Genomic DNA, 12,440 nt, shown 5'->3' on the forward strand with positions numbered 1-12,440 from the left:
GCTCAGCGCAGCACCACCCTCTCCGGTGCCGCCTGCTCGACGACCCGGCCGATGCGGTGGACCGGCATGCCTGCGGCCTCGACGGCGGCGTCCGCCTGGTCGGCGGGCACCACCACCACCATGCCGATGCCCATGTTGAAGGTGCGCCACATCTCGTCGGGATGCACCCCGCCCACCTCCTGGATGGCGGCGAAGAGCGGCGGCACCGTCCAGGTGGAGCGGTCGAGCTCGACGCCCAGGCCCTGGGGCAGCGCCCGGGGCACGTTCTCCTTGAGGCCGCCGCCGGTGATGTGGGCGAGGGCGCGGACGTCGAGGCCGGCGCGCAGCTCGCGGACCGCGGCGAGGTAGGAGCGGTGGGGCTCGAGGAGCATGTCGGCGAGGGGGCGGTCGGTGCCCGGCAACGGCTGCCCGTAGTCGAGCTCGTTCTCGCTGACGATGTGGCGGACCAGCGAGTAGCCGTTGGTGTGGAGGCCGCTGCTGGGCAGGCCGAGGACGGCGTCGCCGGCCTGGACCCGGGCGCCGTCGACGATGCCGGCGCGGTCGACGATGCCGACGATGAAGCCGGCGAGGTCGTAGTCGCCGAGGGCGTAGAGCCCGTGCATCTCGGCGGTCTCCCCGCCGATCAGCGCGCAGCCGGCCTCGGTGCAGGCCGCGGCGATCCCCTCGACGATCTCGGCGAGCTGCTCGGGGTTGAGCCGCCCGGTGGCGAAGTAGTCGAGGAAGAAGAGCGGGTCGGCGCCGCAGCAGAGGATGTCGTTGACGCAGTGGTTGACGAGATCGCTGCCGATGCCCCGGTGACGGGCGGCGGCGATCGCCACCTTGATCTTGGTGCCGACACCGTCGGCGCTGGCCACCAGCACCGGCTGGGGGTGGCGACCGGTGTCGAGTGCGAAGAGCCCGCTGAAGGAGCCCAGCCCGCCCAGCACCCCGGAGGTGAAGGTCGACGCCACCGACCGCTTGATGAGAGCGACGGCGCGATTCCCCTCGTCGATGTCGACGCCGGCGTCGGCGTAGCGCAGGTCGCCCACGGAAGCCTCGTGCACGGGAAACGGACGGGTGCCGGGCACCCGGCGGCTCGGCCCACCGGCTGCCCGGCACAGAGTGTAGCGACCCGGCCGGTCCGAACCGTTCAGCCGCTCAGGACGCGCTCCATGGGAACCGCCTTGGGGGCTTCCCCGGGCAGCCTGCCGGCCTTGCGCAGCGGCGGCTGGGCCGGGCTGGAGAGCGCCCGCCGCACCAGCAGGGTCGCCCCGGTGGTGGCCGCCGCGGTGCCGGCGTCGCGAACGATCCGCTTCCATAGCGGGCTGTGCTTCTCCTGCTGGGCGGCGAGCTCCCGGGCGATCTCCCGGGCCATCGCCTGGGTCGCCCGCTGGCGCTTCTCACCCAGCTCCTGGGTGGTCTGGGCGAGCAGCCGGTCGGCCCGGACCGCCACCGGCAGGACCACCTGCTGGGCGGGCTTGGGCAGCCTCCTCGCCGGCAGGGCGAGACGCTCGGGCGGCCGTCCGGAGCGGGACCTCAGGACCACCACCGCCGCCACCGCCCCGCCGGTGACGGCCACCGCGCCGGCGGCGTAGGGCACCAGGCGCCGCCAGCCGCCGGTGGTCACCCGCTCGCGGACCGCGGCGACCTTCGCCCGGGCCTGGGCCTTGACGTCGACCTTCTGGCCGAGGGCGACCACGGTCTCGTCCATGCGGCGTCGGGTCTCCTCGATCGCCTCCCTCAGCTCGTCCGGGTCTTCACCCATTCCATGTCCTCCGTGACGCGGGGAGCCCGGTGCGCGCACGCGCAGGCCGTCCCCACCTGCACAGAGGACTATAACATTATCTTGTAGCTGAACGGAGGGTCCCCTAGTAGGGGGTGCCCACCAGCTCGGCCAGCCGGCGCAGATCACGGGCGGCCTGGTGGCGGGGGTCGAGCAGGATCACCGGGCGCCCGGTGGTGGTGGCGCGGTGGAAGAGCTCGATGTCGTGGGTGATCTCGAGGGGGATGCGCTGCCCGAGGAAGCCCTCGACCCGCTCCCGGGAGAGCTGGTGGGAGGCCACCGTCTGGTTGTAGACGAGGAGGAGCCGCTCCTCGGTGACGTCGAGGGAGCGGAGGATCTCGAGCAGTGAGAGGGTGCGACGGAGCGCGGTGACCTCGGGGACCACCACCACCACCACCCGCTGGGCCGAGGTCAGGGTGGTGAGCGCGGGGTCGCCGAAGCCCCGGGGCACGTCGACGACGACGTGGTCGTGGAGCGCCCGCAGCCGGGCGAGGAGGTGGTTGACCCCGCTCTCGTCGATCTGGAGCGCGTCCACCGGGCTGCGCGGCGCGCCGAGGATGCGGAGGCCGGTGGCCTCATGGCGGGCGAAGAAGTCCTCGGGGGCGCAGCTGTCGCCGTCGACCACCAGCGAGCGGATCAGCTGGTCGGTGCCACCCTTGGGAGGGACGTCGAGGAGCATCGGGAGGTCGCCGTACTCGAGGTCGAGGTCGACCGCGACCACCGACTTCTCGGCGTCGGCGGTCAGCGCCAGGGCGAGGTTGGCGGCGATCGTGCTCACCCCGCTGCCCCCCTTGGCGCTGGTCACCGCGGTCACCTGGCCCTGCATCTGGGGAACCTGCTCGCGGCCGTCGGCGATGCGCTTGAGCATCGAGACCAGTCGCACCTCGAGGATGTCGAGGTCGAACGGCTTGGGCAGGATGTCATCGGCGAAGTCGCGGCCCCGGGTGAGCGAGCCGTCGGCCTCGGCGCCGAACAGCACCACCGGGACGTGCTCGGTGGCGGGGTTGCGGCGCACCGTCCGGGCCAGCTCGTGCCCGGTCATGTGGGGCATCATCACGTCGCAGAGGACGACGTCGGGCTCGTGGCGGCGGAGCTGGTGCCAGGCCTCGACGCCGTCACGGGCGGTCTCGACCTGGTGCCCACGGGTCTCGAAATAGCGCTTGAGCTGCTTCCGGAGCGAGGCGTTGTCGTCGGCGATGAGCAGGCGCATGTGCGCCGACGGTAGCACCGGTCAGAGGCCGCCTCACGGCGGGGCAACGGACCGTGAAGGCCCCGTGACCGGCCGGTTTCGCGGCCCTGCCGGCAGCCCGAGCTCCGGGCGTGACCGGACCGGCCCGCGCCCCCACAATGTGCACGACACCCCCGCTCGCACAAGATTCCTCCGCTGATCCGCGTTCTCACTGAGGACCAGGGCTGAGGGATGGGGAGGCGCTCCACTCAAACTGCCCCGAGAGGATGGATGGATGTCTGGACAGGCTTGGCGGGTTGCCGTCATCGCAGGCAAGGGCGGCGTCGGGAAGACCACCACGGTGATCAACCTCGGCGCCGGGCTCGCCGCCCTCGGGCGGCGCGTCCTGCTGGTCGACTGCGACCCGCAGGGCAACCTCACCTCGGGGCTGGGGCTCGACCCCTACGCCCGCCGCCGCACCGTCGCCGACGTGATCATCGGCCGGTCGACGGCCGTTGACGCGATCCTCGAGACCGAGACGCCCCACCTCCACCTCATCCCGGCGCACCCGGACCTGAGCGCGGTCGAGGCCGACCTGCCCGCCCGGGTGAACGCCGAGCTGCGGCTGCGCAACGCGATGCGCGAGGGGATCGACGCCGCCTACGACGTGGTCCTCTTCGACACCCCGCCGAACTTCGGGTTCCACACCATCTCGGCGCTGGGTGCAGCCCGGTCGGCGCTGGTGCCGCTGCAGATGTCCGCCTTCGCCCTGCGCGGGCTGAAGGAGGTCATCCGGGTCATCGCCGCGGCCCGCCGCCACCTCAACCCCGAGCTCGAGCTGCTCGGCGTGGTGCCGACCTTCGTCAACAACACCCGCTTCAGCCGAGACATGCTCGAGGCGCTGAGCGACGTCTCCCAGGTGCGGGTCTTCCGCTCCGAGATCTCGCTCACCGTGAAGCTCCAGGAGAGCGCGCTCCAGGGCGTGCCCGTGATGGTCTCGGCACCGTCCTCGAACGCCGCCCGCGCCTACGCCGCCCTCGCCGAGGAGCTCGTCGAGGTGGGTGCCCACCGGCTCGCACCGGTGCCCCGCGGTGCGGTGCGCCCGGTCGAGGTGGCTCCGCCGGCCGAGCCGGAGGCCCAGGCCCCGATCGAGGAGGAGGAGGCCGTCGAGGCCATGGTCGCGGCCGGGCCGGTCGTGGAGATGGCGGCCCCCGAGGTGGTGGAGCACGTCGTCGAGCACGATGAGGACGGCGAGCTGGACGACGGCTTCGCCGTGACCCTGGCCGCCGAGGCGTCCCACGGCGCGGTGGCGCTGGCCACCGCCGATTCGGCGGTGCGCCATCTCGAGGGCCACGCCGTGCGCGGCGGGGTGATGCTCGAGCTCGAGCTCGGCCACGGCGCCGTCGCCTACGCCCAGATGCCCCCGGTGGGGCTGCATGCCGTCGACGAGCACGAGCAGGACGAGGACTCGGACCGCGCCGAGGCCGACGCCGAGGACGGCGACGACGCCGGGGCCAGCGCGCTCGAGAGCGCGACCGAGCAGCGCCGGCGCTTCCGCCTCTTCCGCCGGGCCCGGGCGAGCTGAGAGCTCCCCACCCCTACCTCCCGGCGCGCGGACCCAGGAGCAGCGCCTCACAGGTGCGTGCGTAGGCCTCGGCGTCGTGGCGCCCGGGCTCGTACCACTTGTAGATCCAGCTCATCATGCCGAGCAGCGCGAGCGCGGTGAGGTAGGGGTCGGTGGGGGGGAGCAGGCCGGCACTGACCGCCGCCTCGACGGTGCCGACGAGGTGGCGGAGGTAGCGCCGCTCGAAGTCGCGGGCCCGCTCCTGGTCGGCGAGCGAGCCGCGCTCGTCGAAGAACACCGTGAACAGCCCCTGCTCGCGGGCCACCATGCCGGTGTGGAGGCGAAGCATCGCCGCCAGCCGCTCGGCCGGGTCGTCGACGCGCTCGATGTCCTCGGCGATCCGCAGGATCATGCCCATGGTGCGCTCGCAGAGCGCCGACAGCAGCTGCGCCTTGGAGCCGAAGTAGTAGTAGAGGCTGGCGCGGCGCAGGTCGAGGCTGGTGGCGACGTCCTCGAGGGTTCCCGCCTCGTAGCCCTTGGCGCGGAACACCTCGGCGGCGGCAACCATGATCTCCTCACGGCGCTGCAGGTACTCCGGCGACGGCCCCTCGAGGCGGGGGCGTCCCGGGCGCCGCCTGGGGGTGACCTCCGAGGACACGGTCACTCGGGCGAGGGGGTCCATCGCTCGATGGTACCCGCCGCCACCGGCCCGGCGCCATATTTTGTCCGACGTGCGAGTAGAAAGACTCGCGGTGGCCTGCCTCAGCCGTAGAGGGCGTGCACCAGGAGCAGGAACACGATCACGCCCACCAGCCAGACCAGCCCCAGGCCGGCGAGGTCGCGGCGGCGCGAGCGCCGCACCGGCGGGGCGGCCTCGCCCGAGGGGGTGCCGCAGATCGGGCAGCGCCCGTCGGTGAGGTCGGGGACGTAGTCGACCTGGCAGTCGTGGCACACCCGCGCCGCCGCCGGGCGGAGGTACAGCAGGTTCATCAGCGCCGCGTACAGGCGGACCCAGGGAGGCTCACCGCCGCGACGGGCGGGGCGGCGGCCGCCGAGCACACCCATGGTCAGGGCCTCCGTGAGAGCGCCATGGCGGTGAGGTTGCAGAGCAGGATCACCTCGAGCAGCCCGAAGACGCTGAGCAGCAGCGGCCGCCGGTCCTTGACGCCGTCGAGGCTGGCGCCGACCTCGGCGGTGCCCGGCGGCCGCAGCTGGCGGCCGCCGCCGGTGCCGGGGCTCGACGAGCCGCCGAAGCCGGTCAGCCCGCCGCCGCCCGGGACCGAGCCGCCGCCGCCCGCCGGGGCGGTGACGCCGACGCCGGTCACCGGCGACTGCGCCCCGGTGAAGCCGCCGCCGACGGCGGGGAAGCTGTTCGAGAACAGCTGGGCCTCGGAGCGCCCCAGCTTCACGTACAGGGAGGTCCCGGTGAACCCGGCATGGGGGTTGGAGAGCCCGGGCTCGCAGGCGCTGTCGCCGAACGACCTGTAGTAGTCGGGGTCGGGCACGTTCTTCCCGTCCCTGGTGGTGAGCACGTGCCACTCGACGAGGATCCCCTGGGCGTCGCCGACCACCCGGGTTCCCGCCCGCGCCGTCGAGGCGCTGAGCCGGCAGACGTTGAAGCCCTGGGAGCGGAGCGCCTGGTTGAGCGGGTCGTTGGCGCAGACGCTGGCGCCGGCCTTGCAGATCCCGCTGGCGGTGATCGAGTACTGGCAGTCGCCGTTCACGCACACCCCCTGGATGTTGTTGGTGGCGTCCACCTTCGTCCCCGCCGGGGTGCCGTCGCCGCTCGCCCTCACCTGGGTGCCGATCGTGGCGACGGAGATGAGGCCGTTGAGCAGCCGGGTGGCGGTGAGGTTGGAGAGGGTGTCGACCACGGTGCCGCCGTCGTCGGTGAGCACCGAGCTGTGCGACGACGAGCCGCCGGTCTCGGCGACCAGCGAGATCGGGGGCGGCGCCGCCGGGCAGACCTGCCTGTCGGGGCTCAGCACCGACTGCGGCGCCCTCTGGCAGGCGGGCGGCGAGCTCAGCGGCGCCGGGGGCGGGGTCTGGCCCGGCTTGTTGATGACGTCGGAGTAGAGGGCGGTGATCGCCCCGCTGTAGAGGCCGGCGAGCTGGTCGAGCGCGCCCACCGTCTGCACCCCGTTGCTGGCGTCGCCGGTGGCCCCGAGCTTGCTCGCGGTGGCGTGGGCGTGGCCGGCGCCGAGGGTGATGCGGGCGCCGTTGATGTGCTGGTCGAGGTTGCCGTCGGCGCTCTGGGTCACCGCGCTGCTGCAGTTCGCGCACAGCGCCTCGGCCTGGGTGGGATAGGGGATCTGGACGTGGTTGAGGTTCGCCCCCGCCTGCAGCGACGCCGGCGGCTCGAGGAAGGCGGCGTGCGCCTCCGCCTGGGGCTGGTTGTCGGCGGTGACGCTGGTGAGCGGGAAGGCGGTGTTGCCGAGCGGCGAGGGGTCGACCGGTGAACCGGTCTGGAAGAGGTCGGTGTCGACCACCGACGAGCCGGCGACGACCTGGTACACATCCGGCGCCGCGGCGCTGGCGCGGCCGCCGCCGTGGCCGCCGAAGGGGAGGGCGAGGACCACGACCATCACCGCCACCACCGCCGTGATCAGCGCCCATCGCGCACCGCGACGCATCACCACATCCCTCCTGAGCGCTCAGACGCGCTCATTCCCGGGGGGCCTCCCCCCTGCGCCCCCCTGCCTGAGCGCTCAGACGCGCCTGAGCGCTCAGACGCGCTCATGTGCGGGGGGCCTCCCCCCTGCGCCCCCCTGCCTCCCGCCATGGTGAGCATCCGCTCGATCGCCTCCTGCCCGATCTGCTCCGCGGTCATGCCCCGGTGGGCGGCGAGCTCGCCGAGGCGGCGGAGCTGCTCTGGGCTGAGCTCGACGCCGAGCGGCTCGCGGAACGCCGAGCCGATCAGCGCCGGCTTCTCGGCGCCCGCCCCGGCGGCGCCCAGGTAGCTGGCCTGGACCACGGTGACGTCCTGGGCGAGCTGCCGAGCCGGCCCGCTCACCCGCACCTGGCCCTTCTCCATCACGATCGCGTTGTCGGCCGCGGCCAGCGCCGGGCCCACGTACTGCTCGACGAGCAGCACGGCGACCCCGCCGGCGTGGATCCGGGCGAGGATCTCGAAGAGCTGCTCGACGATGGTGGGCGCGAGCCCCAGCGACATCTCGTCGAGGAGCAGGAGCTGGGGCTCGACCATCAGCGCGCGGCCGATGGCGAGCTGCTGCTGCTCGCCGCCGCTGAGCGTGCCGGCGAGCTGCGAGGCCCGCTCGGCGAGGCGCGGGAAGTAGCCGTGGACCCGCTCCAGCGCGGTCTCGAAGGCCGCGCGGGACAGCCCCCGGGTGGGCATCCGCAGGTTCTCGCGGACGGTGAGGTCGGGGAACATGCCGCGCCCCTCGGGCACGTGGGTCATCCCCAGCCGCGCGATCGCCTCCGGCGGCAGGCGGTCGATGCGCCGGCCGCGCAGCCGGACGGTGCCGGCGGCGGGGTGGAGGAGGCCGCTCAGCGCCCGCAGCGTCGACGACTTGCCGGCGCCGTTGGGCCCGAGCAGGGCGAGCACCTCGCCCTCGTGCAGGGTGAGGGAGAGGTCGCGGACGGCCACGATCTCGCCGTACCGGACGGAGAGGTTCTCGACCTCCAGCAGCGGCGCCCCGGGGACCGGCGGCGGGTGATGGAAGCGCTCAGCCAGTCGCGGCCGCACCGGTGCTCTCCCCCAGGTAGGCGGCGATCACCGCCGGGTTGCTGCGCACGTCCTCGGGCTTCCCCTCGGCGATGAGCCGGCCGAAGTCGAGGACGTAGATGTAGTCGCTCACCGCCATCACCAGCCGCATGTCGTGCTCCACGTAGAGCATCGAGAGCCGGAAGCTCTTCCGGATGCGCAGCAGCAGGCGGGCGAACTCGTCGGTCTCGGCGGCGTCCATGCCCGAGGCGGGCTCGTCGAGGAGCAGCAGCTGGGGCTCGAGGCAGAGCGCCCGGGCGAGCTCGCAGAGCCGCTGCTGGCGCAGCGGCAGCACCCTCGCCGGCCGCTCGAGGACGTCGCCGATGCCGACGAACTGGGCGATCACCCGGGCGCGCTCGCGGAACCGGCGGGTCTCCACCCGCCCGAGGCCGAGCATGTGCCCGAGCATCCCCACCGAGCCGCGCGACTGCGCCGCCACGGTGAGGTTCTCCCAGACGGTGAGGTCGCCGAAGAGCTGCACCGTCTGGAAGGTGCGCCCCAGCCCGGCGAGGGCCCGCTGGTGGGGGGCGAGGGCGAGCAGGTCCTGGCCGTCGTAGCTCACCCGCCCGGCGTCGGGCTGGATCAGCCCGCTGAGGCAGTTGAAGCTGGTGCTCTTGCCGGCGCCGTTGGGGCCGATCAGCGAGACCATCTCGCCACGGTGCACGCGCAGGTCGAGGCCGTCGACCGCGGTCACCCCGCGGAAGCGCTTGGTGATGCCCTCGAGCTCGAGCAGTGGCATCAGGCCACCCCCGTGCCCGGCGCGGTCGCGGCCCGGTGGCCGCCGAGCCGGCGGGCCAGGTGGCTGCCGACCAGCGGCAGCTCGGCGAGGCTGCCGACGATGCCGGTGGGATTCATGATCACGGTGAGGATGAGCAGCAGCCCGCTGAGCAGCTGCTGGTAGTTGAAGGCCTGCGCCGGGTCGGCGCCGAGGTGGCCGAGGATCGACTTGATCACCACCGGCCCCCAGATGTAGAAGGTCGCCGCCACCAGCGCCCCCCAGACCGAGCGGATGCCGGCCAGGATGATCAGCGCCAGGAAGGTGATCGACAGGCCGGGGTTGAAATCGGGGCTGCTCACCGAGGGCAGGGTGAGCGCGAAGAGGCCGCCGCCGAGCCCGGCGATGCCCGCGGCCAGCGAGAAGGCGGCGAGCTTCATCCGGGTCAGCGAGATGCCCATCGCGGTGGCCGCGTTCTCGGAGTCGCGCACCGCGAAGAAGGCGCGCCCGCTGGGGCTGCGCTGCAGCGCCGCCACCGCCAGAGCGACGACGACGAACCCGATCAGCAGCGTCCAGAAGAGCGAGTGGGCGGTGGGGTCGCTCAGGTCGATGGGGCCGGCGACCGGGTTGACCGGCTGTCCCGGGGCGCCGCCGCTGAGCGGGAACGACTGCGCGAAGAAGAGCTGGTCGCCGACCAGGGTGAAGGCCAGCGTCACCGCCGCCAGCTGGAGGCCGCGGACCCGCAGCGCGGGGATGCCGATGATCATCCCGATCGGGGCGGTGCAGAGCGCCGCCAGGGGCACCGCGAGGAAGAAGGGCAGGCCCCACCTCGCGGTGAAGATGGCGGTGAAGAAGGCCCCGAACCCGGCGAAGGTGAACTGGCAGAGCGAGATCTGCCCGACGAAGCCGGTGAGCACCACCAGCGACAGGAAGATGCACGCGTCGCCGAAGACCTGCGCCCAGTAGAAGCGGTTGACGTCGCCGAACCAGCCGCCGGTGCCGCCGATGCCGACCAGGAAGAAGAAGAGCGCCACCGCGGCGATGGTGGACCACCGCACGTAGGTCCACCAGCGCGCCCGGAAGGGCTCGACCACCTTCTCGGTGACCACCTGCGCCGACGTCCTGGCCAGGTCGGGGTTGACGATCAGCGCGGCGAGGATGACCACGAAGGCGACGCTGAACTTGAGCCCGGGGAGGCCGCGGAGGCCGGGGATGATGGCGATGAGCTCCTGGCTCATCCCCAGCACCAGCGCGCCGATCGCGGTGCGGGGCAGGCTGCGCAGGCCGCCGAGCAGGGCCGCGGCGAGCGACTCGATCAGGTAGATGGTGAGGGTGCCGCTGTCGAGCGCCCCCAGCCGCGGGGTGATCAGGATGCCCCCGATGGTGGCCATCGCCCCGCCGATCGCCCAGGCGAGCGCGCTCACGTTGTTGACACTCACCCCCATCAGCCGGGTGGCATCGACGTTCTGGGACGCGGCCCGCATCGCCACCCCGAGATAGGTGCGCTTGAAGAACACCGCCAGCCCCACCCCGATCGCCGCCGTGACCAGCACCGTGATCAGGTCCTGGGCGTTGACGCCGAGGCCCCCGACCGAGAACAGCCGCTCGCTGCAGCGCCCGCAGATGTGGCTGATGTTGGTGGAGACGCCGGCGTTGAAGAGGAGCACCGCCGCGTACTGCAGGGTGATCAGCCAGCCGATGGTGATGATCGACTTGTTGAGCGCCGACGCCTGCCGCACCGGCGCCAGGGTGAGCCGGTCGATGGCCACGCCGATCAGCGCCCCCGCCGCCACCGCCACCAGCGCCGCCAGCAGGAAGGGCGAGCCGTGGTCGGTCAGCGTCTTGAGGATGAACACCGCGAAGATCGCGAGCGCGCCCTGCGCGAAGTTGATCACCCCCGAGGTGTTGTAGATGATCACCACGCCGGAGGCGAGCAGCGCGTAGAGGCTGCTGATGATGAGGCCGTCGACGAGCGCGGGGCCGATCAGCGACATGGCGGCGTCAGCCCCGCCTCACCAGGGTCCGAAGGGCGTGACCTGGGCGAACTGCGTCCCGTCCCACCTCATCCAGAGGATCTGCTTGTTCGGGCCGTGGTCCGGGGTCATCGTGATGTCCGGGGTGAAGCCGGTGTGGTAGCTGCGCAGGCCGTTGAGCGCGGCGATCAGGCTGGCCCGGGTGAGCCCCGCGCCGAGCTTGCGCGCCTGCTCGGTGAAGATCTTCGCCGCCATCCACGCCCCCTCCGCGTAGGAGTTGGGGTCGAAGCCGGGGAAGTACTGCCCCTCGGTCTGCAGCCAGTCGTTGACCTCGGGGGTGTTGGCATTGGCGGGGAGGTAGTTGCGGGCAACGTAGACGCTGTGGCCGGGATGGCTGAACCACCCCGCACCCTGCTGGATCACCACCGGGTCGGAGCTCGAGGTGGTGGCCACCATGTTGGGGTACCACCCGTTGCTGTTCATCGCGTTGACCTCGCGCACCGCGCTGTTGGCGTCCAGGATGTTCACGACCGCGTCCGGGGCGGCGTTCTTGGCGGCGACCACGTCGGTGCCGTAGGTGGCCGACGAGATGTTCTCGGCGTTGGAGTAGACGATGGTCTGGCCGTTCCTGGCGGCCTGCTCCTTCATCGCCGCGAAGGAGACCTGGGTGAAGTCGAAGTCGACGTAGAAGACCGCGAGCCGCTTGTAGCCGAGCCGGTTGGCCTCGTTCACCGTGGAGATGCCGAAGCCCGCGGGCGAGCACGCGAACGAGTACTCGACCGGGTTGTTGTACTGCTGGAGGGAGATGCCCTCGGCGCCGACCACGGGCACGCCCTGCTTCGCGAAGTAGGGGGCGGTGGTGGCCGAGGTGATCGGGCTGAAGCCGCCGACGACGGCGAAGACGTTGTCCTGCTGGACCAGCTCGCGGGCGTCGGCGGCGGCCTTCTGCTGGTCGAGGCCGGCGTCGTCGAGGTAGGTGAAGTCGACCTGGCAGCCGTTGATGCCACCGGTCGCGTTCACCTTCTTGAAGTAGGCGGCGGTCGCGTTGGCGACGGTCTGCTCGGTGAGCGGCCCGGTGATGGCGACGATCTGGCCGATCGCGATGTGGCCGTTGACGCAGGCGGGCGAGGTGCCCCCGGGCCCGACCGGGGCCGCCGCCGCGGGCGCGCCGGCGCCGGAGGCTCCGGCCGACCCGGCCGCCGCCGCCGCCCTGCCACCGCCGGTGGATCCCGCCGCCGACGAGCCCGCGGCGGTGCCCGCCGTGCCCGCCGACCCCGCCGCCGCGCCCGAGGCGGCGGCGCCGCCGGTCGAGCCCTGGGCGGCGGCTGCGCCGGTGTCACCGCTGGCCGGGAGGGAGGCGTCGCCGCCCCCGGTGGTGCCGCCGATGCGGGCGACGTTGACCCTCTGGCTGCCCTGGTCCTGGTAGTCACGGATGATGAAGACGCCGAAGGCGCAGATCGCGACCAGGGTCAGGACCAGGGTGAGCACGTACATCCGGTCCCGACCGGCGGCTGCTTGCATCGCTGCCCGACCT

Annotated in this window: 11 protein-coding genes; 1 reads left to right on the forward strand and 10 read right to left on the reverse strand. The window is 72.8% G+C overall.

From position 1 onward, the window contains the following. Positions 1 to 2: 2 nt before the first annotated feature. The 3 genes from purM to VGL20_02110 form a co-directional block, all read right to left on the reverse strand. Positions 3 to 1,028: a phosphoribosylformylglycinamidine cyclo-ligase gene (gene purM, locus VGL20_02100; GenBank protein ID HEY2702458.1), complete on the reverse strand. Its 1,026-nt coding sequence runs from the start codon at positions 1,026 to 1,028 to the stop codon at positions 3 to 5. A 101-nt stretch (positions 1,029 to 1,129) separates the two neighbouring features. Then, on the reverse strand, positions 1,130 to 1,744 hold the full coding sequence (locus VGL20_02105) for a DUF3618 domain-containing protein (protein ID HEY2702459.1): 615 nt from the start codon (positions 1,742 to 1,744) through the stop codon (positions 1,130 to 1,132). 103 nt (positions 1,745 to 1,847) lie between these two features. After that, entirely contained in the window at positions 1,848 to 2,972 is a 1,125-nt protein-coding gene (locus VGL20_02110) for a response regulator (GenBank protein ID HEY2702460.1), read from the reverse strand. Positions 2,973 to 3,225: 253 nt separating this feature from the next. On the opposite strand from VGL20_02110, the gene VGL20_02115 reads away from it, so the two are divergent. Then, positions 3,226 to 4,515 carry an AAA family ATPase gene (locus VGL20_02115; GenBank protein HEY2702461.1) on the forward strand — a complete coding sequence of 430 codons (1,290 nt, stop codon included), beginning with the start codon at positions 3,226 to 3,228 and terminating at the stop codon, positions 4,513 to 4,515. Positions 4,516 to 4,528: 13 nt separating this feature from the next. Here the strand turns inward: VGL20_02115 and VGL20_02120 are convergent, their stop codons facing one another. The 7 genes from VGL20_02120 to VGL20_02150 form a co-directional block, all read right to left on the reverse strand. After that, positions 4,529 to 5,176, reverse strand: coding sequence for a TetR/AcrR family transcriptional regulator (locus VGL20_02120; protein HEY2702462.1), 648 nt, complete (start codon positions 5,174 to 5,176; stop codon positions 4,529 to 4,531). A gap of 80 nt (positions 5,177 to 5,256) precedes the next feature. Next, positions 5,257 to 5,559 carry a hypothetical protein gene (locus VGL20_02125; protein ID HEY2702463.1) on the reverse strand — a complete coding sequence of 101 codons (303 nt, stop codon included), beginning with the start codon at positions 5,557 to 5,559 and terminating at the stop codon, positions 5,257 to 5,259. Positions 5,560 to 5,561: 2 nt separating this feature from the next. Further along, positions 5,562 to 7,127, reverse strand: a complete 1,566-nt coding sequence (locus tag VGL20_02130; protein HEY2702464.1) for a hypothetical protein — start codon at positions 7,125 to 7,127, stop codon at positions 5,562 to 5,564. Beyond that, positions 7,127 to 8,200: an ABC transporter ATP-binding protein gene (locus VGL20_02135; GenBank protein HEY2702465.1), complete on the reverse strand. Its 1,074-nt coding sequence runs from the start codon at positions 8,198 to 8,200 to the stop codon at positions 7,127 to 7,129. The genes VGL20_02130 and VGL20_02135 overlap by 1 nt, the downstream gene beginning before the upstream one ends. Further along, a complete protein-coding gene (locus tag VGL20_02140) occupies positions 8,181 to 8,957 on the reverse strand; it encodes an ABC transporter ATP-binding protein (GenBank protein ID HEY2702466.1) in 777 nt (258 codons plus the stop codon). Before VGL20_02140 ends, VGL20_02135 begins: the two co-directional genes overlap by 20 nt. Continuing rightward, positions 8,957 to 10,927, reverse strand: coding sequence for an ABC transporter permease (locus tag VGL20_02145; protein HEY2702467.1), 1,971 nt, complete (start codon positions 10,925 to 10,927; stop codon positions 8,957 to 8,959). The genes VGL20_02140 and VGL20_02145 overlap by 1 nt, the downstream gene beginning before the upstream one ends. 18 nt (positions 10,928 to 10,945) lie before the next feature. Next, the gene (locus VGL20_02150; GenBank protein HEY2702468.1) at positions 10,946 to 12,427 is read right to left on the reverse strand and encodes an ABC transporter substrate-binding protein; all 1,482 of its coding nucleotides are present in this window, start codon (positions 12,425 to 12,427) and stop codon (positions 10,946 to 10,948) included. Between the last annotated feature and the right edge of the window lie 13 nt (positions 12,428 to 12,440).

Source organism: Candidatus Dormiibacterota bacterium (genome assembly GCA_036495095.1).
Classification (GTDB): Bacteria; Chloroflexota; Dormibacteria; order Aeolococcales; family Aeolococcaceae; genus CF-96.

Excerpts from the sequence above, each read along its gene's own strand:
- VGL20_02140 (HEY2702466.1), bottom strand. The coding sequence starts at position 8,957 with ATGCCACTGCTCGAGCTCGAGGGCATCACCAAGCGCTTCCGCGGGGTG.
- VGL20_02105 (HEY2702459.1), bottom strand. The coding sequence starts at position 1,744 with ATGGGTGAAGACCCGGACGAGCTGAGGGAGGCGATCGAGGAGACCCGA.
- VGL20_02115 (HEY2702461.1), top strand. The coding sequence starts at position 3,226 with ATGTCTGGACAGGCTTGGCGGGTTGCCGTCATCGCAGGCAAGGGCGGC.
- VGL20_02110 (HEY2702460.1), bottom strand. The coding sequence starts at position 2,972 with ATGCGCCTGCTCATCGCCGACGACAACGCCTCGCTCCGGAAGCAGCTC.
- VGL20_02130 (HEY2702464.1), bottom strand. The coding sequence starts at position 7,127 with ATGCGTCGCGGTGCGCGATGGGCGCTGATCACGGCGGTGGTGGCGGTG.
- VGL20_02150 (HEY2702468.1), bottom strand. The coding sequence starts at position 12,427 with ATGCAAGCAGCCGCCGGTCGGGACCGGATGTACGTGCTCACCCTGGTC.
- VGL20_02120 (HEY2702462.1), bottom strand. The coding sequence starts at position 5,176 with ATGGACCCCCTCGCCCGAGTGACCGTGTCCTCGGAGGTCACCCCCAGG.
- VGL20_02145 (HEY2702467.1), bottom strand. The coding sequence starts at position 10,927 with ATGTCGCTGATCGGCCCCGCGCTCGTCGACGGCCTCATCATCAGCAGC.
- VGL20_02125 (HEY2702463.1), bottom strand. The coding sequence starts at position 5,559 with ATGGGTGTGCTCGGCGGCCGCCGCCCCGCCCGTCGCGGCGGTGAGCCT.